This window comes from Janthinobacterium goodfellowi (assembly GCF_051380695.1).
Classification (GTDB): Bacteria; Pseudomonadota; Gammaproteobacteria; order Burkholderiales; family Burkholderiaceae_D; genus Janthinobacterium.
In genome coordinates, this window is record NZ_JBNYXN010000001.1 from 92636 (window position 1) to 112890 (window position 20255).

The window sequence follows — 20255 nt, forward strand, 5'->3', positions numbered from 1 at the left end:
CGCGCCCCTGTCCGCATATTCAGGTGGTGCGCTTGTGGAAGATCAAGCCTGCTTCAGCTTGACTTGCATTATGTCCAGGACTGGCACGATGTCGTGCAGGCTGGTCACTTCAAAGGTAGGGATGGCGGCCGAGGTGTTGGCCATGCTGTCCGGGTTGAACCAGCAGCTGTCTATGCCGTAGCGGTTGGCGCCTAGGATGTCGGCGTCCAGCCGGTCGCCGATGATGATGGTCGTATCCTTGCTGAATGCGCGCGCCATGTTGGCCGCGTATTCGAAGAAGCGCACGTCCGGCTTGGCGTGACCGCACGCCTCGGAGGTGGCGACGAAGGAAATGTAGTCGCTCAGGCCCGATGCGGCGATGCGGCGGTTCTGGATGGACTCGACGCCGTTGGTGATGATGCCCACTTCGCCGATGCGCGACAGCGTTTCGCACACCTGTTTTGCGCCATCGATGAGCACGACCGTGTCCGGCAGCGATTCCAGATACAGGCGGCTGGCCAGTTCCGGGTCGATGGCGATGCCGCTCAGTGCAAACGTCTTGCGGAAGCGCTCCACCTTCAGGAAATCCTTGCTCACCTTACCCGTCTCGAAACGTTTCCACAGATCGACATTGATCGCCTGGTACTGGGTAAACAGCGTGTCGATGCCGTCGCGCAAGCCCAGTTCGTGCATGGTGTGCAGGAAGGAGCGTTTTTCGGACGCCCGGAAGTCGAGCAGGGTATCGTCGAGGTCAAACAGGAATAGCTGGTAGGTCATGGTATGTATTGAAAGGAACTTGTCTTGCATCGTAGCACGTAGCGCTGAGTTAGGTTGGCCATGCCCTGCACGGGCGATCCGCTACAATCCCTGCCAGACCCGTCACTTTCACTTCATTCCTTTCATGACCCAGCTCTCCGTCAACGTCAATAAAATCGCCCTGCTGCGCAATTCGCGCGGCCGCAATTTCCCCGATCTGCTCGCTTTTTCCGCGCGCTTTCTCGACCTGGGCGCCGCCGGCATTACCTTGCACCCGCGTCCGGACCAGCGCCATGCGCGCTACGATGATGTTGCCCCGTTGCAGCGCCTGTGCGCGGAACGGGGACGCGAGCTGAATGTGGAGGGCTATCCGGCGGCGGAATTTCTGCAGGTCGTGAAAGACGCGCGCCCGGCGCAATGCACCCTGGTGCCCGACATGCCGGGCCAACTGACGTCCGATCACGGCTGGGACATCGAACGGCATGCGGCGCTGTTGCGTCCCGTCATTGCGGAATTGAATGACCTGGGCATCCGCGTCAGCCTGTTCGTCGATGCCGACTATCCGGCGCTGGAATGGGCACGCGAGGTGGGCGCGGCGCGGGTCGAGCTGTACACGGAACGGTTTGCCGAGAGTCATGGCGGCGCGCAGGCCGATGCCGTGTTTGATACCTATCTGCAGGCGGCGCGGCGGGCGCAGGCGCTGGGTCTGGGCGTGAATGCCGGGCATGACCTCGATTTGCACAACCTGGCGCGCTTCCTGGACATTCCCGGCATCCTGGAAGTGTCGATCGGCCATGCATTGGTGGTCGAGTGCCTGGAACTGGGCATGGACACGGTGCTGGGCCGCTACCTTGAGATCTGTCAATCGTAGGGGATTGGACGCTGGCCGGCCGCTGCAGCCTGAGCTGGACTGGCCGTTCTTCGACGCCGTTTCCAGCGGATACACGGCGCAGGATGGCCGCGTGGCAAGGTTTCTCTCTTGCCGTTTTCATGCTGCAGAAGCCGCACCCGTCTTTTTCATGGCCAGCCGGACGCTTGCCTATGCGCTGACACCGCCGCTCCGTGACTGCTTGCGCAGCGATTACATATCCACCCACCAGTTAAGCAAGGTTTCATCATCGTCGTCATCGAGGTTGGCGTAGATGTTGGCGAAGTACCATTCCACGCCCGTCGCCGTGCGGAAGGCGTCGAAGGGGCCGTTGACGTTGTAGATGCCGTGGTGTCCCGGCACGCTGAAGGTGAGGTTGCCCTTGTACTGGCCGTCCAGGGTGCCGCCCAGCTGGTCTTGTACGTCGCGTGCGAGCTGGTCCACTGCTTCTTGCGGCACATCGTCGGCATAGATCTGGATGCAGAAGTTGCCGCCGCGCTTTAATACTTCGGCGGGGGCGAGCGGGTCGGCGATGCTGACGATGTCGCCGCGCGCCAGGTTCAGGGTCAGGCCGGGCGAGGCCAGCAGTTCGTAGACGTGCTCGTCAATCTGGCGCGCCGGCAGGGTTTCATACACGGGGCCGCTGGTGTTTTCGCCTGCCAGTACGCGGATGTGCGGCAAGCCTTCGCAATTGATGTCTTCCATTTATTCTTTCGTAGTGCCGGCGCGATGTGTTGCGGGTCGCGCCAGGATGGGGGGATGACAATATTGTACCGGGTACGTGCCATCTGGCTGGGGATGCAACGGTGCAAACGGGGTAGAGGCAATGGGGAGGGCGCTACGGGCTGGCGGCTGTTTACGTGCACCGTGCGCCTGGACATGACAGGCGAGGGCGCATGATCCGGAATGAAAAAAGCACGCCGAAGCGTGCTTGTATTGATGACCTGGCGCTGATTACTTAGTTATGTGCGCTGATGCCGCTGCGGAACTGTTCGAAACCGGCGCGCGCTGCCTTGTAGCAATTGCCGGCGGCCGCTTCCAGGCCTTCGCGGTCGAGCACTTCGACGGTGCCGCGGCGATACTGGATCAAACCTTCGTCCTGCAGCTTGCGGGCCGTGACGGTGACGCTTTCGCGGCGCACGCCCAGCATGTTGGCCATGGTGTCTTGCGTCACCTTCAGTTCGTTCGACAGGGAACGGTCGAGGCGGTCCAGCAGCCAGCGGCACAGTTTTTGTTCGATGCTGCAATGACGGCCGCCCACCACGTTCTGTGCCATTTGCGCAAACATGGCGCTGGTGTAGCGCATCAGCAATTGCGCCAGCGCGCCGCCTTCATTGAACACTTCGCGCAGGAAGGCGGTTTTCAGGCGATAACCATAACCGGCCGTTTGCACGATGGCGGTGCAGGTGGCGCGCTCGGCTTCATACAGCACCACGCCGGCGACACCTTCGCGGCCGATGACGGCGATCTCGGTGGTGGCGCCGTCTTCCATCACATACAGCAGGGAAACGATGGCGTTGGTGGGGAAGTACGTGTATTCAATCTTGCCGCCGCAATCGAACAGGTGCTTGCCGGTTGGCAAAGCGACCAGTTCCAGTTGGCAAAACAGGCGCTCCAGATCGGTGCGCGACAAGGCGCGCAGCAATTCGTTCTGTTGCGCGCCCGTGATGCTGATCATGGGCGTGGCCGGTGCGGCTTGCCAGTTGTGCTGGGCAGCGGCGTGGGTATTCGTGGCTGGTGTCAGGTTGCTATAAGCTTTGTACATGGTAGGGCCTCGTCTTCTGATTTTGTTGGATGGCGCTGCTTTTCTGGCTTGCTAGCGTTGTGCTGAATCTTGTATCCACTATAGGGCCAGGGGGCGCCGCCGGGCATCGGATGAGCCGACGTGCTTATGTAGGCTAGGAACATTGCCTCGTGTCATCCGACTCCTACGCTGTTTTTTCGTTCTTTTTGCGGACACAACGGCACTGTGGCAAAAAATACGCAGGCTGCCCGCGACACGCGAACTTTGGCCGCATGCCGCGGTCAAACCACTCTACGCCATAGTGCGATGGTGATAAAATGTTGCCTTGTTGAAATTTAATCGTATTTCGGCAGGAGCCCTTGCTCTCCATTACCGATAACGTCCGCTTCAACCCGCCCTCACTGACCGCGCCGTGCATTGATTGGCGTGCGCCTGTCTACTCCCGCTTACCCGTTTAATGAAGGAAAGCAACGCATGAAATGGTTTTTTGATCTGAAAATTGCCACCAAGCTGATCTTGTCGTTTGGCGCCGTGCTGCTGTTGACGGCCGCGCTGGGCGTGTCGGCGATCTTTTCCATGGCGCGCATCAACGCCGCGTCGACGGATCTGTCCGCCAACTGGATGCCCAGCGTGCTGGCGGCCATGTCCATGCGCAGCGATGTCAGCGATTTCCGCCGCTGGGAACTGGCGCACATGCTGGCCGCGCAGGATGCCGACATGGCGCAGAACGAAACGCGCATGACGGAAACGCAGGCCAAGCTGAAGACGGATGCCGACAACTATCGCCGCCTGATTTCCGAACCGGGCGAGAAGGACGTGTTCGAGCGCTTCCTGGCGCTCAACGATGAATTCATGCGCCTGCACGCAACCATGCTGAGCCTGTCGCGCGAGATGAAGAAGGAAGAGGCGCGCGCGCTGGCCGTCGGGCCGTCTGCCAAGGTCATGACGGACATGATGGTGGCCCTCGATAAACTGGTGTCGATTAATACGGACGGCGGCATGCGCTCGAGCGCCAGCGCCGATGCAACATATGCCGCCTCGCGCGTAAGCCTGATCGGCTTGGTGGTGGGCATTGTCGTCATCGGCATGCTGCTGGCGCTGTGGGTGGCGCGCAGCGTGGCGCGGCCGCTGATCGAAGCCGTCGGCGTGGCGCGCCAGGTGGCGGCTGGCGACTTGACGGCGCATATCGTTGTGCGATCGCAAGACGAAACGGGGCAGTTGATGCAAGCGCTGAAGGACATGAATGCCAGCCTGCAGAACCTGGTGGGCCAGGTGCGCAGCGGTACCGATACCATCGCCACGGCGTCGAGCCAGATTGCCGCCGGCAACCAGGATCTGTCGTCGCGCACGGAAGAGCAGGCCAGTTCGCTGGAAGAAACGGCCTCGTCGATGGAGGAGCTGACCTCGACCGTGAAGCAGAATGCGGACAATGCGCGCCAGGCCAATACCATGGCGCTGACCTCGTCGAGCATCGCTATCGAGGGCGGCAAGGTCGTCAGCGAAGTGGTGGGCACGATGGCGTCGATCAACGCCTCGTCGCACAAGATCGTCGACATCATCGCCGTCATCGACGGCATTGCGTTCCAGACCAATATTCTGGCCCTGAATGCGGCCGTCGAGGCCGCGCGGGCGGGCGAACAGGGGCGCGGCTTTGCCGTCGTCGCCACGGAAGTGCGCAACCTGGCGCAACGCTCGGCCGCGGCGGCCAAGGATATCAAGGTCCTGATCGGCGATTCGGTCGAAAAAGTCGAGGCGGGCTCGAAACTGGTGGACCAGGCGGGCCGCACGATGGATGACATCGTTGCCAGCATCACCCGCGTGACGGACATCATGAGCGAGATCACGGCCGCCAGCAGCGAGCAGAGCGCCGGTATCGAACAGGTTAACCAGGCCATTGCCCAGATGGACCAGGTGACGCAGCAAAATGCGGCTTTGGTGGAAGAGGCGGCGGCAGCGGCCGAATCGATGCAGGAGCAGGCCGCCAGCCTGAGCGACGTGGTCAGCATCTTCAAGCTCGACGGGGCCAGCGTCGCCGCGAGCCGGCCGCGCGCGCCTGTCAAGGCTGTCAAGGCGCCTGCAGCGGCGGTGCCGGCACCTGCGCCGCGTCAACTGGCCAGCACGGCGCGCCGCGCGGCGCCAGTGGATGAGTGGGAAAGCTTTTAATTAAGCGCGCTTGCGCGGTTTCCTGACGCCCTGGATGGCGGGCGCGGCAGCGGCTTGCTGGCGCTGTTGCCACGCCCTCAGGGCATCTTCGTAGGCGGCCAGGTCTTCCTGGTACATTTCCAGTACGCAAAAAGTGCAACCGCTGTGGCAGCACTCGTCATTGCCCGGTTTGCTGGGCGGCTGCGGTTGCGGATCGTGGGGGAAAGGCGGGGTGGGCATGGTGAGGGCAGGGACGGCGGAGCTGGCATCGGAGCTGCCATGATACGGCATCCCGGCAGGCTATTGCTGGAACGCTTTTTGCTCAAAAATCACGGTTTCCGTGTACAGTTGCGGTGAATTAGGGTATCGTTTACAGCACTGATATTGTATCTTCTGCGCGCGATGTTCCGCCGGCGCGATCTCCGCCGCCATCGCAGCACATCTCCTCGACGCTCCCGCATACGCCATACAGCATGTCCCGGAGCACGGAGGTGCCGCAAGAACAATGATCCATGGCTTGCAAGACGGAGCTGCCTGTGCCCCGAAATGTTGTTTATTGAGAAAGCATGGCTTCCGCAGTGCGGAGGCACACCAGAAAATTTATGTCTGAAACCGAATCGACTCCTACGCCCAGCCCGGCGATTGCCCCTGACGCGGCGCCCGCCGCCGCTGCACCTGCCGCATCCGCTGCTCCCAGCCTGACCTTTGCCGACTTTGGCCTCGCGCCTGAAATCCAGCGCGCATTGACCGACCAGGGTTACACCCATCCGACACCGATCCAGGAACAAGCGATCCCCGTGGTGCTGCAAGGCCGCGATGTGATGGGTGCCGCGCAAACGGGCACCGGCAAGACGGCCGGTTTTTCCTTGCCGATCATCCAGTTGCTGATGGCGCATGCCAGCAGCAGCATGTCGCCGGCACGCCATCCGGTGCGCGCGCTGATCCTCACGCCGACCCGCGAACTGGCGGTGCAGGTGGCTGAAAACGTCAAGGCCTACGCCAAGCACACGCCGCTGCGTTCGACCGTCGTCTTCGGCGGCATGGACATGAAGCCGCAAACCGTCATCCTGCGCGGTGGCGTGGAAATCGTCATCGCCACGCCGGGCCGCCTGCTCGACCATATCGAGCAAAAGAACATCAGCCTGAGCCAGGTGCAGATGCTGGTCATGGATGAAGCGGACCGCATGCTGGACATGGGCTTCCTGCCCGACTTGCAACGCATCATCAACTTGCTGCCGAAACAGCGCCAGAACCTGATGTTCTCGGCCACGTTCTCGCCAGAAATCAAGAAGCTGGCCGCCACCTTCCTCAACGATCCGCTGACGATCGAAGTGGCGCGCAGCAACCAGACGGCCGACAAGGTCACGCAAGTGGTCTACAAGGTGACGGAAGACCAGAAGCATGCCCTGGTCGCCCATCTGCTGCGCCAGCGCGACCTGAAGCAGGTCATCGTGTTTTCGAACACCAAGATCGGCGCCTCGCGCCTGGCCCGCGTGCTGGAGCAGGAAGGCATGAGCGCCACGGCGATTCACGGCGACAAGAGCCAGCAGGAACGCATGGCGGCGCTGGAATCGTTCAAGAAGGGCGAGATTGACGTCCTGGTGGCCACCGACGTGGCGGCGCGCGGCCTGGATATTTCCGACTTGCCTTGCGTCATCAACTTCGACTTGCCGTACAACGCGGAAGACTATGTGCACCGCATCGGCCGCACGGGCCGCGCCGGCGCCTCGGGCGACGCCATTTCGATCTACTCGGATAAAGACGAGCGCTTGCTGGCCGATATCGAGAAACTCATCAAGCAAAGCATCAAGCGCGGTGAATTGACGGGCTTCAACCCGGCGCCTTCCCGCAGCAGCGACAGCGAGCGCCGTCCGCCGCGCCGCAGCGAAGGTGGCGAGGCGCGTCCCGCGCGCACCCCCGAGAGCCGCCATGCCAGCGACAGCCGCGACAGCCGCTCCGCCGAGCGCAGCCCGCGTCCCGCCTTCGGTCCCGGCGCGCGCCGTGAAAAGGCCGATCCCTGGTTCCTGAAGCCCTATGAGCCCGCCAAGGCGGCGGCTCCCGCTGCCGCCAGCATGGCGCCTGCCGCGGCCAAGCCGAAGCAGAAGGTGGCGGCGTTGCTGGGTGGGTTGTTGAAGCAGTAATAAGAAAGATATCAGTTTTTCTTTCCTCGTTATTTGATGTAAAAAAGCCTGAAACTCTGTTTCAGGCTTTTTTTTTGGGATTTGACCCATCCTGGAATAAGTTGACACTTTTTCGCTACAGAGAAGGAGTGTCCGATGGAACCAGAGTTTCGACGCAGTCAGCGAGATTACAGCCTGGCTTTTAAATTGAGCGTTGTCGAGCAGGTTGAAAGTGGCGAGATGACGTACAAGCAGGCGCAAACGCGCTACGTAATACAAGGTCGGTCGACAGTTTTGGACGGATGGGATAGCAAGCGAGCAGCTCTGTGGTATGGCGAAGTTGGCAATGCCAGAGTTGGCGGTCTTGCATGCAAAACGCCCAATGCTGTGCATCGGGCGTTGTTCCCGGAAGGGATGGGGCGGTCAAGCAACGATTTGGTCAGGAATTCAGTTTCTGGTGGTTCTCGCGCCACCATTTGCTACCGAATACCAGAATGACGGAAAACAGCAATCCCAGCAGGCCACTCGTCAGGATGACGGACGACAGACGCGACGAACGTCGCTCAGGCAAGCTTGGGCCGGCAATGAAGCGGCTCTTTTCCAGGTACAGGCTCAGCGCACTCTGGTTTTCTATCGAGATGGTGTTGTAGACTTCCTTGATCGTATCATCATTCAGATCCTTGTTCTTGAACGCTGCGTCCTTGACCGCTTCCAGGCCGCGCACGATGATTTCACCGGAGCGTGTCTGGTTCATGAAAGCCCTGGCCTTGTCGTAGTAGTCGCGCAGCAGTACGGCCTGTTGACGGTCGCGTTTGGCTTTGGTGATGATTTCCTTGAGGTCGACGATCCGTACTTCGCTGGTCGTCAACTGCGTGATGGGCGACAGGTAGCGGGCATTGTCTTCCGTCACCGTAACCAGTTGGCGCGCGTTCTGTGCCGACTCGGGATAACGGGAGACGATCTGCTTCAGGCTTTCTCCCTTGCGTTGATACTCTTCCAGCGATTGATTGCTATCGATGATGTGATTGTCGAGTTTGGTGATCTTGGCATTCATCTCGGCTGCCTTGACACGCAATGAGTCCTCATAGCTCAGGTATATGATGCTGTCCATGACGAAGCGGCCCAGTAAGCCAACCGTGCGCTGGGCATTTTGCGGGCTGTCGGACTCGAAACTGAGGCGCAGGCCAATCACATTGGTATTACTGCCATCGCGTGGCTGCTCAAGTTCCTTGGCGTCAAGCTTGGAAAATGGGTAAACCGGCTCGACAACCTTGTCGATGCCATCGCGTATGATAAAAATCTTGCGCAACTGGTCTGCGCCCGGAGCGTCATTCAGTTGGTTGTATTTGATGAAGTCAGCATAACGCTCGGCGGTGCCAAAGGCTGCCGCATAACGCTTGTAGTCTGCCAAGGCGATACCGCTGGCGGGATCTTTTTCCTTGGCATCCAGTTTTTTCTCGGCTGGCAGGGGAATGGCGCCGCCAAACTGGAAAAAACCTTCGCTTTTGTACTGGGCCATATACAGGGCAGACGAGACACTGGCGATGACGATCAATGATGTCGTCAGAACGATGCGCCAACGCGCCTGCCATGCCGTTCCAAGCAGTTCCGTCAAGGAAGCGACATCTTCATTATCTTTGATTTGTTGCATATTGAATTTGGCCTGTTCTTCCATAAATGTGAATGTGATTCGTTGTAGCTGGTTTAAAACATGTTTTCCTGCCGTACGCCGGCAGGATATTACTGTAGATATTCTCCGGCAGGGGAACCCGAACGTATCGCCTTGTTGTGTGCTTGTGAAGCATGTTTTTCATGTTCCAGCCAGATCAGGTCTTCGATGCCGCACTGGGGGGTATATTCGTTCACCGTACGCAACAGCAGGCTACGGACTTCGTCATATTTGAATTCCACGCATGCTTTTTGCAGTTCGGACAACAATGGCTCCAGTTCCGGCCACGGGATCAGCGATTCCTGGGCGCGCATGATGAGAGGATGCTCCGTGCCTTCGACTTTTTCGCCGATCAGCAACTCTTCATACAGTTTTTCTCCAGGCCGCAAGCCCACGTGTTCAATCTCGATACCTTCGGGCGAGGCTGTACTGCGCACAGCCAGGCCGCTCAGGTGGACCATGCGCTTGGCCAAGTCCAGGATCTTCACTGGCTCGCCCATATCCAGGACAAAGACGTCGCCGCCTTCACCCATTGCACCTGTCTGCAGGACCAGCTGTGCCGCTTCGGGGATCGTCATGAAGTAGCGGGTGATTTCCGGATGGGTCAGGGTGATAGGGCCGCCCAGCATGATCTGTTTGCGAAACAAGGGCACGACCGAGCCCGAGGACCCCAGGACATTACCGAAGCGCACCATGCAAAATCGCGTGTGGTCTTGTTCACGCGCAAAACCTTGCAGGACCAGCTCGGCCAGGCGCTTGGTTGCTCCCATGACATTTGTAGGCCGAACCGCCTTGTCGGTGGAAATGAGCACGAAACAGCCCACGCCAGCGGCCATGGCTGCCTTTGCGATGCTGAGCGTGCCGAAGACGTTGTTGCTGACACCTTCGACCGGGTTGTGTTCTACGAGAGGAACATGCTTGTAGGCCGCCGCATGGTACAGCGTATCGATGGCAAAGGTGCGCATGATCCTGGTGCATTTCTCGGTATCGAGCACGGAACCGAGGAATGGCAGCAGTTCAATTTGCAGGTTTTGCGCGCTTATCGTGCTCTTCAATTCCTGTTTGATGGTATACAGGGCAAATTCCGACATGTCGAGCAGGATGAGGCGGCTAGGACGCTGACCGATGATCTGGCGGCATAGCTCGGAGCCGATGGAACCTCCCGCACCGGTCACCATGACGGCCTTGCCGGTGATGCATTTAGCCAGCAGTTCGCGGTTGGGAGCGACTTGGTCGCGTCCCAGCAAGTCTTCAATTTCAATGTCGCGCACATCCTGAACCCGCAACTCTCCCGTCACCAGGCTGCCAACTGGCGGCGTTACCTTGATCTTGACCTTGTGGATTTCCAGCTTGTCCAGGATATGTTTCTGCTGGCTTTTAGACAGCGATGGCATGGCCAGCAGCACTTCCATGATACTGCTCTTGGCAATCAGTTCCCCCAGTTCTGCTGAAGGATAGACCTTAATGCCTGCAATGGTGGCGCCTTTCAGCTCTTTTTTATCGTCGATGAATGCGACTGGCAGATAGTCGTGGCCGGCGCGCAGTGCGCTGGCCAGTTGGGTGCCTGCCTTGCCAGCGCCATAGATGGCAACCCGTACCGGCGCCCGTTCCCCGTTGGCGTGCAGCAAGAAGCCGCGCGCGATAAAGCGGCTTGCGACCATGTACATGATGGCACTGACCCAATAGATGCCGAACACGCCGCGTGACAGGCCGCTCATGTGAATGGCAAACGCGGCGATGGCCACCAGAACGGCTACCGAAATGGTCACGCCCAGGATGACTACATAGACAATTTTCTGGTCGATGAAACGGATGACTGCTCGATACAGGCCCAGGCGCACGAACACGGGCAGGGAAATCACCGGTACCAGCAGGATGAGCCAAGAGTATTGTTTCAGGATCACAATATCGACGACGTCGTAACGCAGCAATATGGCGACAGCAAAAAGTAGCGGCAACATGAACAAATCTGTCGTCGCTGCGATGATTTGTTTATGGAAACGCGAAAGATCAAGGAAAGATTTCATTTTTGTTTTCTTATTATGGGTAATCTTGCGAACGCTACACGCAATAAGGTCACGGTATATTACTCTGGCATAGCCGAGACAAGACTCCCTGAATCAATGTGTTACATTATCCTTGCGTATTACTTTGATGAAGGTCAAAAATATAATTTTTATATCAAGTATAAATGATCGTTTCTGCAGGTATTCCACGTCAAGCTTTACTTTATCTGGAATAGGCAATTCATCACGGCCATTTATCTGAGCCCAGCCTGTCAATCCGGGTGAAATTTTTTCGACTCCATACTGAGTGCGCAAGGCAATCAGGTCTTGCTGATTGAACAGGGCGGGGCGTGGGCCGACAAAACTCATGTCGCCGCAAAGAATGCTCCATAACTGGGGTAATTCATCCAGACTTGATTTTCGCAGGAATGACCCGATCGGTGTCAGGACACTTTTGGGATCTGGCAATAAATGCGTTGCCACGGCTGGCGTACCGACGCGCATGGTACGGAATTTCGGCATGCGGAAGATGCGGTTGTTGCGGCCGACCCGATCGGACCAGTACACCACGGGACCTGTGGAAGTAAGTTTCACCAGAATGGCCACAATCATGATTGGCACTAACAATATGCATAGCGCGACGCAGGCCAGCAGGAAGTCAAATATTTTTTTCATTCAGAACCGATTCATGTGTGACGAAATGGAGCGACGGTCTTGGCAAGTGCCTTTTCCATGCTGATTACAGGTTGCCAGGACAGCGTTTGGCACGTGGATGTGATATCCACTTGCAAGGAACCCAGCAGTCGGTCCGCCGCGGCAGACTTGCCGAGCAGCCGGGCGGTGGCGGCGATCCAGCTGGCGGGCACGGGCAGCAGCAGATTGCGCCGCCCCATGGCGGCCGCGAGCATGCGCAGCAGTTCAGTGATGCCTACATCACGGTTATCGGATACCAGGAATACTTGTCCTGCTGCGGCCGGATGCGTACTGCAGGCGATGAGCAAGTCCACCAGATTATCCAGCGCCACCATGCTGCGGCGGTTGTGAATGGATCCCAGTGGCATCGGCAAGCCTTTGGCCACCAGTGTCATCAGGCTGTGGAAGTTGGCGCGGACTCCCGGGCCATATACCAGTGGAGGACGTACCACCGTTACCTCCAGGCCGGTTTCCCGGGACAGTGCGAACAGGGCATTCTCCGCCTCCAGCTTGGACTGCCCGTACGCATCGCGCGGCGCTGGCGTATCCGATGCGCGGAATGGGGTATCGGTAGTTTCCTCGCCGTTGACCTTGATGCTGCTGACAAAAACAAAACGCCGAACACCGGCATTTGCCGCTTGCCTGGCCAAATTGATCGTCGCCTCCACATTGACCAAGCGAAACTCTGCCAGCGGATCGCTGGACGTGTCTTGCATGACATGCACGCGCGCCGCCGCATGGATCACGGCGTCGCAGCCGGAGAGGGCCTGCGTCCAGTCCGTTTTTGCCGATAGCGAGCCAACGGGAACCTGGCCTGGCCCATTGCTATTACGCACTGCCGCAACATAGCTTATACCGCGTTCGGCCAAGGCGGCGCACAATCCACTGCCGACAAAACCGTTGGCTCCTGTTACTAGAATCTTCGTCATCTTTTCTGAAATGCTTTTGCTATTACGTAGGCCGACAATGTGCTTTGTGGAACTATTTTGACCAGACAGTGGTATTAATGTAATCAATATAGCTGCTGACTACCCGGCTAACCTGTTTTGAAACAAATGGATTTTCATAATCCGCCACAGCCAGTACCGGCGCGGTCTTTTCGTTATACTGGGACGTAATGATATCGACTGCTTCGAGTACGCGTTCCATTTTCAGGCCGCACATGATCAGCGTGCCGGCATCCATTCCTTCTGGCCGTTCGTGCGTATTGCGGATGGTGATGGCCGATAAATTCAATAACGAGGTTTCTTCGGTAATCGTGCCACTGTCCGACAGTACGCAGAACGCTGCCATTTGCAATTTGATGTAGTCGACAAAGCCAAACGGTTTGGAAAAGACAATGCGCTTGTCGAGATGATCAATGCCGATCTCCTGCAGGCGCTTCATGGTGCGCGGATGCGTCGAAACGAGTACTGGGAAGTCATACTTTGCTGCCAGGGCTTCCAGTGTGCGCAGCAAGTCGCGCAGCGCGTCCGGTGAGTCGACATTTTCCTCGCGATGTGCGCTGACCAGGAAAAACTTGTTCTTGGTCAGCTGTTGGCGCGCCAGGATGTCCGAGCGTTCGATTTTTGGCATGTAAAAATCGAGTACTTCCCGCATGTGGGAACCGGTCTTGATGATGGTTTCAGGGCGCACGCCTTCGGCCAGCAGATAGCGCCGCGCATGTTCCGTCAGTACCATATTAATGTCGGCCAAGTGGTCGACTACCTTGCGGTTCAGCTCTTCAGGAACACGTTGGTCAAAGCAGCGGTTGCCCGCTTCCATATGGAAGACCGGAATCTTGCGGCGTTTGGCCGCAATGATGGCGAGACAGGAATTGGTGTCGCCGTACAGTAGCAGCGCATCCGGTTTTTCCTTCTCGAATACCATATCGGCCTTGACCAGCACCTGGGCGATCGTGTCGATCGCGTTGGTACCGGCGGCATCGAGGAAATAGTCTGGTTTACGAATTTCCAGATCGTCGAAGAAGACCTGATTCAATTCATAGTCGTAATTCTGACCGGTATGCACCAGGATATGCTGGCTGTGTTTTTCCAGTTCGGCGATCACCCGGCTCATTTTGATGAGTTCCGGGCGTGTACCGACGATGGTCATGATTTTACGCATCGAGTTGCTCTTTTACGAATTCCAGTTTCAATAGGATATCCTTGACTTGATCCACCGTCAGGCGCTCGGTATTGTGCGAGGTGTAGTCATCGATTTCAGAAATCTTGGTCTCGCCTTCGACAAAGTATTTGTCATAGTTCAAGTCGCGATTGTCGGCAGGAACGCGGTAGTAGCGGCCCATATCTTCCGCCTTGGCCATTTCCTCACGCGAGACCAGCGATTCATACAGTTTTTCGCCGTGACGGGTACCGATCACGCGTACTTCGTTGTCCTTGACGAACAGTTCTTTCAACGCGGCAGCAAGATCTCCGACAGTCGATGCAGGCGCTTTTTGAATGAAGATATCGCCTTGCTTGCCGTGTTCGAAGGCATGCAGAACGAGGTCGACCGAATCGTCCAGCGACATCAGGAAGCGTGTCATGTTGGGATCGGTAATGGTAATTGATTTGCCATCCTTCAGTTGTTGAATAAACAGCGGAATCACGGAACCGCGCGAAGCCATGACGTTGCCATAGCGGGTTGCGCAGATGACCGTTTCGCCTGCCGTGCGCATGCGTGACTTGGCGACCATGAGTTTTTCCATCATTGCCTTGGAAATGCCCATGGCATTGATCGGATAGACGGCCTTGTCTGTGCTCAACACAACCAGGCGCTGGACATTGTTGGCGACTGCTGCGTTCAGGACGTTTTCAGTACCCAGCACATTCGTGCGTACCGCTTCCATCGGGTAAAACTCGCACGACGGCACCTGCTTCAGGGCAGCAGCGTGGAAAACATAGTTCACGCCTTTCATTGCTTCATTGATGCTGTCGTAATTACGGATGTCGCCGATATAAAATTTCAGTTTCGGATTGTTCAACGCAATGCGCATGTCTTCCTGTTTTTTTTCATCGCGGCTGAAAATCCGGATTTCTGCCACATCGGTGGAGAGGAAGCGCTTCAATACGGCATTGCCGAAGGAGCCCGTACCACCCGTAATCATCAGTACTTTATCTTTAAACATTTATTGCTCCTTATTACTTAAAATTAGCCATTTTCTGGATGAGTTCCGGCCATGCCGGTGCCACGTAGCCAGTGGCGGCGCGGAAGCGTTCCGCATTCAGCGATCTGTCGATTGTAAGTTGTTCGTCAGCAACAATCTCGATCTGTTTTCCATAGGCTTGCGCTACCAGGGTAAGCAGGTCAAATTTGTTGATAGGCTCGGCGGCCACATGGTACAGGCCGTGCAATGCGGGTTGCGGCAGGACGACATCGCGTATCACGTGTGCCAGTTCGATCGTCGGCAAGCCCGAGAAGATCGCTTTCGTATAGCCCTTGACAGTGCCTTGCTGCGCGAGGAACCAGCCGACCAGGCTTTTTGCGCTGTTCAGCTCGTGGCCGATGATCGAGGTGCGCAGGGTGATGCAGTGCGGATAGTCGACTTCCCCCAGGAATTTCGAGCGTCCGTACAGATCCTTGGCATCCGAAGCATCCGATTCCAGGTAATTGCCCTTGCTGCCAGAGAAGACGCAGTCGGTACTGACATGTATCAGGCGCGCGCCGGCGATGTCGCACAGGCGGGCCAGGCGGTGCGGCAGCAGGGAATTGATGGGAATGGCTTGTAAGGGATCGTTGGCATCGGCCAGCTGCTTGATCAGGCCGACACAGTTAATGACGACATCCGGCTTGACCCTGGCAAACAGCAACTCCAGGGAATCTTGATTGTCGACATCCGTACCGACAACGATGCGTTGTGCCAGTTCCGTGGAAAAGTTGCGGCGTACGCCATCACTGCGGGCCGAACCAACAACATCGTGTTGGCTATCTTCGGAGCAATACCGGAAGACGGCATTGCCCAGCATCCCGGACACACCCAAAACTAAAATTTTCATAAACTATCCTTTTCTTGTCGATTTATTATTTATTATCCTTATTGCCCGTCAACAGAGTGTCAAAATGCGTGATCAGGTTTTGGGTCAGCATGGCGCTGTCATAGTGTTGTTTGAAGTACGCCAGGCCATTCTGACCCAGCTGTTCCCGTTCCGCTTCGCCGAGACGCGACATTTCGAGTATGGCCGCTGCCAGCGCCGCTGCGTCGTCTGCCGCGCAGGCGATGCCAGCCTGTGCATGCTTGACGATGCGTGCCCCTTCGCCGTTCAGACAGGCGATGATGGGACGGCCCATGGCCAGATAAGCCTGTAGCTTGCTGGGTACTGTCTGGCGAAAGATAGGTTCATCGCGCAGGGATACCAGCAGGGCACCAGCCTGCCGCAGGATGGCGGGCATGGCCTCGAGAGGATGCTGCCCCGCCATGATGACATTCTGCAGTTTTAAACGGGCGATTTCTGCACTCAGCCACTCGGCACGGCTGCCATTGCCTACCAATACCAGATGGATATGTGGCTGGTTTCGCAATAGCGCTGCGGCGGCGATGATGGTTTCAACGGACTGGGCAGTTCCCAGGTTGCCGGCGAAGACGATGGAAAAGCCGTCGCGCAAGCCTGCCACGGCGCTGGGCTGCTGGTGCTGGGTGTCCTGAAAGAAGACATTATCGGCTGAGTTTGGATAATAGGATATTTTGCTGCGCTCGGCCAGCGCCGCGACGGGAGCGACGAACGCTTCCGATTGCACGAGGATCAGGTCGGCGTGGCGATAGATCCAGCGCACCAGTATTTCTACCAGCTTGAGCAGTTTCCGATTGCGAACAAAACCGGTCGCTTCCAGGCTCTCGGGCCAAAGATCTTGTACCCAGATGATCAGTTTTGCGCCCTTGATCCACTTCAGGAAAATAGCCGGAATGACTTGCAGGATCGGCGAAATCGCATAAACGAAAATTACGTCGACGCGCTTGCGTCGCAGGGCGAATGGTGCCAGCAGGATACCGCTCAGGACGAAGGACAGGTAATTCCCGATCAGTCCGAGCGCGGAGCCCCGTCCACGCGGCATGAGCGGCACGCGATGCACGGTAGCGCCATGCCAGTCTTGCGCGCCAAGGCCGGTGGCGGTGTAACCGGGGAAAACCTTGCCATCAGGATAATTGGGCTGGCCCGTCAAGACGTCGACATGCACGTCCTGCTTAACGAGCGAACGTACCAGATCGTTGATGCGGAAATTTTCAGGCCAGAAGTACTGGCTCACCACGAGCAAGTTCAAGAGCGTAGCTCCGTAAGAAAATCCGATGCCGAGCCGATACGGGCAACGGGTTCCGCCACACCGAGGAAGCGACGGATGGCCCGGGCAATGGAGACGGGCGATGTCGGGTCGAAGGTCTCGGCGGGTACGCACACATCGCGCACATAGTCCAGCTCCGATGCCACGATGGGCAGGTTGGCCCAGCTGGCTTCCAGCAAGGGCAAGCCAAACGATTCCGTCATCGACGGGAAAACCAGCGCCTTGGCATGGCGATACAGCGCCAGTATGTCGGCATGAGGTAACACGCCCAGTTGCTCGATGCGCAGGCCATGCTGGGCAGTCGCACTGTCGAACTCCGCGCGGAGCGCGGTGCAATGCGGGGGCAGGGTAAGTGCCAGCGAAGGAAAGATGTTTTGCCCGGCCAGCAGAATCCAGGCGGCCAGCAGGCGGCGGTGATTCTTGTGCGCCTCGCCATCGGCCACGTAGACAAAATCAAAGCCATCGCGCACGCTGCCCTGGTCATGCGACGCGCTGGCCATGGTCCCAATGAACGGGATGACACGCACCGGAGGCTTGGCGCCGTGCCAGGTTATCAGCGCCGAGCGCATGGAAGGGGTCTGAACGACATACTCATTGACATTCCCCTTGAAGGCGCGGCAAATGATGCGTTCGAACGCTACCCGTATTTTCGTCTTGCCGGAAAATTCGGAAAGGGGCGTAAGGCCAAAGTAGTTCCGATTTTGCTGGAATACGACGACATGGCCGGCCAGCGGCAGCAGCGGTGGCATGCCATGGAAGCACAGAATGACGTCATCGGCGCGTGCTGCGCGTTGCAGGCGCAGTTCGGCCTTGAGGCGATCTAATGGCGAGGCCTTGACAAAGTAACTTTCCGCTCCTGCCGGCAAGTCCAGGATTTCCTTGGCCCTGTGGTCGAGGTTGCCCCAAAGCGTTGCGCCATCCTGGGCCGCCAGCAATTCCTTGAGCAGCACCAGTCCGCCGCCCACGTGAACGTTCGGCGCATGTAGCAATAAACGACCCACTTATTTGTCTCCCGCCTTGTAGACGTCTTTCGGGCCGACACCGCCAGGCACGAGCGCACGTACGCCTTGACGCAGTTTGTTGTCCGCCCATGCCAGTGCCCTGCGTGCCGTTTGCTCGGGGCGGGCGCTGAATGAAGTGACGTTGAAGTACTGCTCGCCAGTTGGAGACGCGGGCGAAAAGTAATAGTTCGAAACGCAGCAGCGCAGGCGATCGATCTGGACCGGACTGACCGAATGCCAGGAGCTTGGCGTTGTTTCCATCAGCACCAGACGGTTGAATTTGCTATGGATGGTCTCGTTCTTGCGCACGGATGGTTCCCACAATTCCAGGTTGCCGCCATTGCTCAGTTTCCAATCCGGTGTGACATAGAACAGCAGGTTCAGCGTGCGATAAAACTGGCGTGTCGCCTCGTGCGAGTTGTCGATATGGGGGTTGAGAAAATGCCCTTTGCCCATCATGCTCAAGCCACCGGCATATAGGGTAGGATCGGGAATTTGCTGCGTGATGCCGGTGATTTCTTCGATAATGCTGACCACGGCGACATCCTGCATCGCGAAGGTAATATCCTTGAGAATCGGATTAAATTGATCAAAATGTTTGGAGGTAAATTTTCTCTCACGAAAACTCGACATCAGGCGCATCTGCTCCAGCTTGGGGAAGGCGTGGTAGATTTCCATGGCCAGTGCCTCGGGAAGCATATTCTCGATATAGCAATGGCGCACGCCGACCTTGCCAGCACTGGCAGCAAACATGTCGGCGGCGCGTGCTTTTTCCGCTTGCAGGCGCGCCACAATCAATTCAACGATTTCGTTTTTAGACATTTTTATTTGTACCTTTAAATGATGCCGATTTTTTTCCCAAGAACGCCTTCAGGGCGTCGCTTGCCGCATGAATGTTGGGAATGTCCGGGATGAAGAACCGTCCGCCCGCTGCGCTTGGGCGGGTGGCGCGCTTGGCCAGGCGGATGATCTTGGCCACGGCGATGCGCGCAGCACCCAGCAGCACGCGCGTCACGGTAATAGCGGCACTCTTGCCATACTGTTGCTTGTAGGCCATCGCCGCCTTGAAAATTTCCTTGTAGTAATCCGGATGGCTGACCAGGCAGATCGCGTACAAATGGATGAAGTTGAAACGATCCAGTTGCGCGGCATTCAGTTTGCTCAAGGTTTCATAGGCGGCCTGACCCCAGACGGTTTCTACGCTGAAAAAGCGTGGAATCAGCGGTGGCCACACCAGATTCTTGTAGGGCTTGATATGGGGATCGTCTTCCAGGTTGCCGCGGTGGGCATTCATGGCGCTGCGCCCGGTGTTGCTGTTGCCGGCAGCGCCAGGGATGGTCAGTGGATAATCGATTTCCGCAAAAGATGGTGTGGTGGCGGCAATGCCGAGCGCGCCCGATACGTCCGGGCTGACACCGTGGAAATAGGCGCCTGTCTTTTCCTTGACTTGTTCCATGACGGCGCGCTTGACGATGCCGTGGTAAATCTTGGGCAAACCATCGGCTCCCTGGCATGCCATGTGCAGGGAATCCTGCAAGCCCTTGGCGCAATCGGCGCGGGAGATGCGTGACGAGAAATCGTTGATATACAGGCGGCTGGAGTGGCCCCGGCCGAAAGTTTTCGACAGGAAGTCTGGCCAGGCGTAGTTGGCCACCACCTTGGGCGAGATGGCATCCACCTTGTGGTCGATCGCCCATTGCACGGCGTCCAGGATCTCGGCGGCAACGGTATCGTCGTCGCCGACCAGGCAGACATAGTCGCCGCTGGCCATGGCCAACGCCTGATTGTGGTTCTCTGTCATCGACAGGCGCGTGGCGCAATGCTGGTAGTGCAGGCGCGTATCGGCCAATAGCGGCACGATCTCATTTTGCAACTTGCCGTCGGTGCTGGTGTCATGCATGACAAGTTCGATTAAGGGCGAGTTGATGCTCAAGACACTTTTTGCGGCATGCACGGCATACGCGCTGCGATTGTGGGTCGCAATTACTACGGATAAAATTGGCATAAGCAAACTCACAAAA

The 20255-nt window shown here is 57.6% G+C and carries 18 protein-coding genes and 1 pseudogene; 4 read left to right on the forward strand and 15 right to left on the reverse strand.

The features are described 5' to 3' along the window. Positions 1-42: 42 nt before the first annotated feature. Positions 43-756 (reverse strand): YjjG family noncanonical pyrimidine nucleotidase, encoded by a 714-nt coding sequence (locus ACQ4WQ_RS00435; RefSeq protein ID WP_436493913.1) that lies wholly within the window; start codon positions 754-756, stop codon positions 43-45. A gap of 124 nt (positions 757-880) precedes the next feature. On the opposite strand from ACQ4WQ_RS00435, the gene ACQ4WQ_RS00440 reads away from it, so the two are divergent. Next, on the forward strand, positions 881-1606 hold the full coding sequence (locus tag ACQ4WQ_RS00440; RefSeq protein ID WP_436493915.1) for a pyridoxine 5'-phosphate synthase: 726 nt from the start codon (positions 881-883) through the stop codon (positions 1604-1606). A gap of 210 nt (positions 1607-1816) precedes the next feature. Here the strand turns inward: ACQ4WQ_RS00440 and ACQ4WQ_RS00445 are convergent, their stop codons facing one another. Together ACQ4WQ_RS00445 and ACQ4WQ_RS00450 are read right to left on the reverse strand one after the other, a co-directional pair. After that, positions 1817-2308, reverse strand: a complete 492-nt coding sequence (locus tag ACQ4WQ_RS00445) for a DUF4265 domain-containing protein (protein ID WP_436493917.1) — start codon at positions 2306-2308, stop codon at positions 1817-1819. Between the two features lie 253 nt (positions 2309-2561). Then, positions 2562-3368: a Crp/Fnr family transcriptional regulator gene (locus ACQ4WQ_RS00450; RefSeq protein ID WP_436493919.1), complete on the reverse strand. Its 807-nt coding sequence runs from the start codon at positions 3366-3368 to the stop codon at positions 2562-2564. 453 nt (positions 3369-3821) lie between these two features. Between ACQ4WQ_RS00450 and ACQ4WQ_RS00455 the strand changes: the two genes are divergently transcribed. Further along, on the forward strand, positions 3822-5510 hold the full coding sequence (locus ACQ4WQ_RS00455) for a methyl-accepting chemotaxis protein (RefSeq protein ID WP_436493921.1): 1689 nt from the start codon (positions 3822-3824) through the stop codon (positions 5508-5510). Here ACQ4WQ_RS00455 and ACQ4WQ_RS00460 read toward each other — a convergent pair whose 3' ends face one another. Next, the gene (locus ACQ4WQ_RS00460; protein ID WP_436493923.1) at positions 5511-5729 is read right to left on the reverse strand and encodes an oxidoreductase-like domain-containing protein; all 219 of its coding nucleotides are present in this window, start codon (positions 5727-5729) and stop codon (positions 5511-5513) included. It abuts the gene before it with no gap. Positions 5730-6091: 362 nt separating this feature from the next. On the opposite strand from ACQ4WQ_RS00460, the gene ACQ4WQ_RS00465 reads away from it, so the two are divergent. Together ACQ4WQ_RS00465 and ACQ4WQ_RS00470 are read left to right on the forward strand one after the other, a co-directional pair. Then, positions 6092-7630 carry a DEAD/DEAH box helicase gene (locus ACQ4WQ_RS00465; protein WP_436493925.1) on the forward strand — a complete coding sequence of 513 codons (1539 nt, stop codon included), beginning with the start codon at positions 6092-6094 and terminating at the stop codon, positions 7628-7630. A 135-nt stretch (positions 7631-7765) separates the two neighbouring features. After that, a pseudogene (locus ACQ4WQ_RS00470) lies at positions 7766-7906 on the forward strand (IS3 family transposase); the annotation flags it as partial. A gap of 142 nt (positions 7907-8048) precedes the next feature. On the opposite strand, the gene ACQ4WQ_RS00475 reads toward ACQ4WQ_RS00470, so the two are convergent. The 11 genes from ACQ4WQ_RS00475 to ACQ4WQ_RS00525 all read right to left on the reverse strand — a co-directional run bounded on the left by ACQ4WQ_RS00475 (position 8049) and on the right by ACQ4WQ_RS00525 (position 20239). Next, positions 8049-9260 carry a GumC domain-containing protein gene (locus tag ACQ4WQ_RS00475; RefSeq protein ID WP_436493927.1) on the reverse strand — a complete coding sequence of 404 codons (1212 nt, stop codon included), beginning with the start codon at positions 9258-9260 and terminating at the stop codon, positions 8049-8051. Positions 9261-9349: 89 nt separating this feature from the next. Continuing rightward, complete coding sequence (locus ACQ4WQ_RS00480) at positions 9350-11305, reverse strand: polysaccharide biosynthesis protein (RefSeq protein WP_436493929.1); 1956 nt, start codon at positions 11303-11305, stop codon at positions 9350-9352. A 93-nt stretch (positions 11306-11398) separates the two neighbouring features. After that, a complete protein-coding gene (locus tag ACQ4WQ_RS00485; protein ID WP_436493931.1) occupies positions 11399-11959 on the reverse strand; it encodes a sugar transferase in 561 nt (186 codons plus the stop codon). A gap of 11 nt (positions 11960-11970) precedes the next feature. Then, entirely contained in the window at positions 11971-12906 is a 936-nt protein-coding gene (locus ACQ4WQ_RS00490) for a UDP-glucose 4-epimerase family protein (RefSeq protein ID WP_436493933.1), read from the reverse strand. A gap of 52 nt (positions 12907-12958) precedes the next feature. Then, positions 12959-14083: a non-hydrolyzing UDP-N-acetylglucosamine 2-epimerase gene (gene wecB, locus ACQ4WQ_RS00495; RefSeq protein ID WP_436493935.1), complete on the reverse strand. Its 1125-nt coding sequence runs from the start codon at positions 14081-14083 to the stop codon at positions 12959-12961. After that, positions 14076-15086 carry a polysaccharide biosynthesis protein gene (locus ACQ4WQ_RS00500; protein ID WP_436493937.1) on the reverse strand — a complete coding sequence of 337 codons (1011 nt, stop codon included), beginning with the start codon at positions 15084-15086 and terminating at the stop codon, positions 14076-14078. The genes wecB and ACQ4WQ_RS00500 overlap by 8 nt, the downstream gene beginning before the upstream one ends. Positions 15087-15099: 13 nt before the next feature. Next, positions 15100-15954 (reverse strand): dTDP-4-dehydrorhamnose reductase family protein, encoded by an 855-nt coding sequence (locus ACQ4WQ_RS00505; protein ID WP_436493939.1) that lies wholly within the window; start codon positions 15952-15954, stop codon positions 15100-15102. 25 nt (positions 15955-15979) lie between these two features. Next, a complete protein-coding gene (locus ACQ4WQ_RS00510) occupies positions 15980-17215 on the reverse strand; it encodes a glycosyltransferase family 4 protein (RefSeq protein WP_436493941.1) in 1236 nt (411 codons plus the stop codon). Continuing rightward, complete coding sequence (locus ACQ4WQ_RS00515; RefSeq protein WP_436493943.1) at positions 17212-18234, reverse strand: glycosyltransferase; 1023 nt, start codon at positions 18232-18234, stop codon at positions 17212-17214. The genes ACQ4WQ_RS00510 and ACQ4WQ_RS00515 overlap by 4 nt, the downstream gene beginning before the upstream one ends. Next, positions 18235-19056, reverse strand: coding sequence for a 2OG-Fe(II) oxygenase (locus ACQ4WQ_RS00520; RefSeq protein WP_436493945.1), 822 nt, complete (start codon positions 19054-19056; stop codon positions 18235-18237). Next, positions 19049-20239, reverse strand: a complete 1191-nt coding sequence (locus tag ACQ4WQ_RS00525; RefSeq protein ID WP_436493947.1) for a glycosyltransferase family 2 protein — start codon at positions 20237-20239, stop codon at positions 19049-19051. The genes ACQ4WQ_RS00520 and ACQ4WQ_RS00525 overlap by 8 nt, the downstream gene beginning before the upstream one ends. Positions 20240-20255 lie beyond the last annotated feature (16 nt).

Bases quoted from the DNA above. Each gene is read 5' to 3' on its own strand.
- ACQ4WQ_RS00435 (WP_436493913.1), bottom strand. From the start codon at position 756: ATGACCTACCAGCTATTCCTGTTTGACCTCGACGATACCCTGCTCGAC.
- ACQ4WQ_RS00440 (WP_436493915.1), top strand. From the start codon at position 881: ATGACCCAGCTCTCCGTCAACGTCAATAAAATCGCCCTGCTGCGCAAT.
- ACQ4WQ_RS00445 (WP_436493917.1), bottom strand. From the start codon at position 2,308: ATGGAAGACATCAATTGCGAAGGCTTGCCGCACATCCGCGTACTGGCA.
- ACQ4WQ_RS00450 (WP_436493919.1), bottom strand. From the start codon at position 3,368: ATGTACAAAGCTTATAGCAACCTGACACCAGCCACGAATACCCACGCC.
- ACQ4WQ_RS00455 (WP_436493921.1), top strand. From the start codon at position 3,822: ATGAAATGGTTTTTTGATCTGAAAATTGCCACCAAGCTGATCTTGTCG.
- ACQ4WQ_RS00460 (WP_436493923.1), bottom strand. From the start codon at position 5,729: ATGCCCACCCCGCCTTTCCCCCACGATCCGCAACCGCAGCCGCCCAGC.
- ACQ4WQ_RS00465 (WP_436493925.1), top strand. From the start codon at position 6,092: ATGTCTGAAACCGAATCGACTCCTACGCCCAGCCCGGCGATTGCCCCT.
- ACQ4WQ_RS00475 (WP_436493927.1), bottom strand. From the start codon at position 9,260: ATGCAACAAATCAAAGATAATGAAGATGTCGCTTCCTTGACGGAACTG.
- ACQ4WQ_RS00480 (WP_436493929.1), bottom strand. From the start codon at position 11,305: ATGAAATCTTTCCTTGATCTTTCGCGTTTCCATAAACAAATCATCGCA.
- ACQ4WQ_RS00485 (WP_436493931.1), bottom strand. From the start codon at position 11,959: ATGAAAAAAATATTTGACTTCCTGCTGGCCTGCGTCGCGCTATGCATA.
- ACQ4WQ_RS00490 (WP_436493933.1), bottom strand. From the start codon at position 12,906: ATGACGAAGATTCTAGTAACAGGAGCCAACGGTTTTGTCGGCAGTGGA.
- wecB (WP_436493935.1), bottom strand. From the start codon at position 14,083: ATGCGTAAAATCATGACCATCGTCGGTACACGCCCGGAACTCATCAAA.
- ACQ4WQ_RS00500 (WP_436493937.1), bottom strand. From the start codon at position 15,086: ATGTTTAAAGATAAAGTACTGATGATTACGGGTGGTACGGGCTCCTTC.
- ACQ4WQ_RS00505 (WP_436493939.1), bottom strand. From the start codon at position 15,954: ATGAAAATTTTAGTTTTGGGTGTGTCCGGGATGCTGGGCAATGCCGTC.
- ACQ4WQ_RS00520 (WP_436493945.1), bottom strand. From the start codon at position 19,056: ATGTCTAAAAACGAAATCGTTGAATTGATTGTGGCGCGCCTGCAAGCG.
- ACQ4WQ_RS00525 (WP_436493947.1), bottom strand. From the start codon at position 20,239: ATGCCAATTTTATCCGTAGTAATTGCGACCCACAATCGCAGCGCGTAT.